This is a genomic window from Ligaoa zhengdingensis, from assembly GCF_014384885.1.
Classification (GTDB): Bacteria; Bacillota; Clostridia; order Oscillospirales; family Ruminococcaceae; genus Ligaoa; species Ligaoa zhengdingensis.
Window position 1 is genome coordinate 1 of the sequence record NZ_JACRST010000067.1, and the last position, 2,165, is coordinate 2,165.

General features: G+C 53.4%; 3 protein-coding genes and 1 pseudogene. All 4 read left to right on the forward strand.

All coding sequences use genetic code 11. The annotated features are described in order from the left end of the window. The coding region (locus H8711_RS14470; protein WP_249283867.1) for a VirB6/TrbL-like conjugal transfer protein, CD1112 family at window positions 1–780 on the forward strand (780 nt) is incomplete at its 5' end. Continuing rightward, window positions 770–1,384, forward strand: a complete 615-nt coding sequence (locus H8711_RS14475) for an MT-A70 family methyltransferase (RefSeq protein ID WP_430413582.1) — start codon at window positions 770–772, stop codon at window positions 1,382–1,384. The genes H8711_RS14470 and H8711_RS14475, both read left to right, overlap by 11 nt. Then, on the forward strand, window positions 1,353–1,733 hold the full coding sequence (locus tag H8711_RS14480; protein WP_249283869.1) for a PrgI family protein: 381 nt from the start codon (window positions 1,353–1,355) through the stop codon (window positions 1,731–1,733). The genes H8711_RS14475 and H8711_RS14480 overlap by 32 nt, the downstream gene beginning before the upstream one ends. 1 nt (window position 1,734) lies before the next feature. Next, a pseudogene (locus tag H8711_RS14485) lies at window positions 1,735–2,165 on the forward strand (VirB4-like conjugal transfer ATPase, CD1110 family); the annotation flags it as partial.

The window sequence follows — 2,165 nt, forward strand, 5'->3', positions numbered from 1 at the left end:
GTCAACGAGAAGGTAGGAACGATTGCCGCCGAAGTTGGGCAAACACCGTCCGGCTGGAACGGCGGCGTGTACCAGATGATCCGGGGACTATCCGAAAACGTGATAGTCCCCATCGCTGGTATCATCATCACTTTCGTTTTGTGCTACGAGCTGATTTCCATGATCACCGAGAAAAACAACCTTCATGACATGGACACTTGGATGTTCTTCAAGTGGTTTTTCAAGGCGGCTGTGGCGATCTATCTCGTGACACACACGTTTGACATCGTGATGGCAGTATTCGACATCGGGCAGAACGTGGTTTCCGGTGCAGCCGGAGTCATCCACGGCAACACCAGCATTGACATTGACGCGACGATTGCGCAGATGCGTACCGGCATGGAGAACATGGGCGTCGGAGAACTGCTCGGACTGTCAATAGAAACGCTTCTGATCAGCCTGTGCCTCAAAATCATGGCGATCCTCATTACGGTCATTCTCCACGGGCGCATGATTGAGATTTACTGCACCGTGAGCATTGCGCCTATTCCCATCGCAACCATGAGCAACCGCGAATGGGGCAGCATCGGCACGAACTATCTCAAGGGTCTGTTCGCTCTGGCATTTCAGGGCTTTCTCATCATGGTCTGCGTCGGCATCTATGCAGTGTTGATCAACGGCATGATCATCGCAGACAACATTCATTCGGCTCTGTTCTCTGTGGCAGCGTACACGGTCATTCTGTGCTTCTCGCTGTTCAAGACCGGAAGCCTTGCAAAATCCATTTTCCATGCGCACTAAGGAGGTCGGCAGCATGAAGAAGTACAGCATCATCTACGCCGATCCCCCTTGGGCGTATCGGACTTACTCCAAGAAGGGACAGGGACGGTCGGCAGAAAGCCACTACCCGACAATGTGTATTGAAGACATCAAGGCACTTCCGGTCGGTGAGCTTGCCGCCAAGGACTGCGCTCTGTTCCTCTGGATCACGTTCCCGTGCCTCTGTGAAGCACTCGAAGTGCTGACGGCATGGGGCTTTTCTTATAAGACTGTGGCTTTTGTATGGGTGAAGCAAAACCGCAAGAACGATGACCTCTTCACCGGCATGGGGTATTGGACAAGGGCAAACGCGGAAATCTGCATCCTTGCCACAAAGGGGCACCCGAAGCGAGTTGACGCCGGTGTGCGTCAGGTCATCCTCAGCCACATCGAAGAGCATTCCAAAAAGCCGGATGAGGCGCGGGAGCGCATTGTTCGGCTCATGGGAGACCTCCCCCGCGTGGAGCTTTTTGCCCGTCAGTCCCCCGAAGGCTGGGACGTTTGGGGCAACGAGGTCGAATGCAGCATTACTCTCGGAAAGGAGGAAACAGACAATGGCATTTGTTCCGGTCCCGAAGGATCTTAACCGCGTCAAAACGAAGGTCATGTTCAACCTGACCAAGCGGCAGCTCATTTGTTTTTCCATCGCTGCGGCAGTCGGCGTTCCGATCTTCTTTCTGGCGAAGGCGCATCTCGACTTGTCTACGGCGGCAATGCTGATGGTGGTTATCATGCTCCCGTTCATCTTCTTCGCGCTTTACGAGAAGGACGGACAGCCCGCCGAAAGGTATCTGTACCACATCGTACAGTCCATGTTCATCCGGGACAAGGTGCGTCCCTACCGCACGAACAATCTCTACGCTGAGATTCAGCAGAAAATCAAAGAACAGGAGGAATTGCAGCTTGAACAACAGCACAGCAAAGGCAAAGCCTAAGATGACGGTCAAGAACGGCGTCGTTTACGGCGACGCCCTTTCCGCTCAGGAAAAAAAGCGAATCGTCATGCAAAAGAAAAAGGACAGGAAGGCAAAGAAAGTCCGCAAGTCCGCCCAGCAGACCATTCCCTATGTGGAGATGTGCCGCGACGGTATCTGCAAGGTAAACAGCCGCCTCTACACGAAGTCCATCGCCTTTGAGGACATCAACTACCAGCTTGCGCAGAACGAGGACAAAACCGCCATCTTTGAGAACTGGTGCGACTTTCTGAACTACTTCGACAGCTCGATCTTCGTCCAGCTCTCCTTCATTAATCAGAAGGCAAGCCTCAATGAGTTCCGCAAGCGCATCAACATTCCGGCACAGGAGGACGCCTTCAACGACATCCGCTCCGAGTATTCCGGTATGCTGCAAAGCCAGCTCACCAAGGG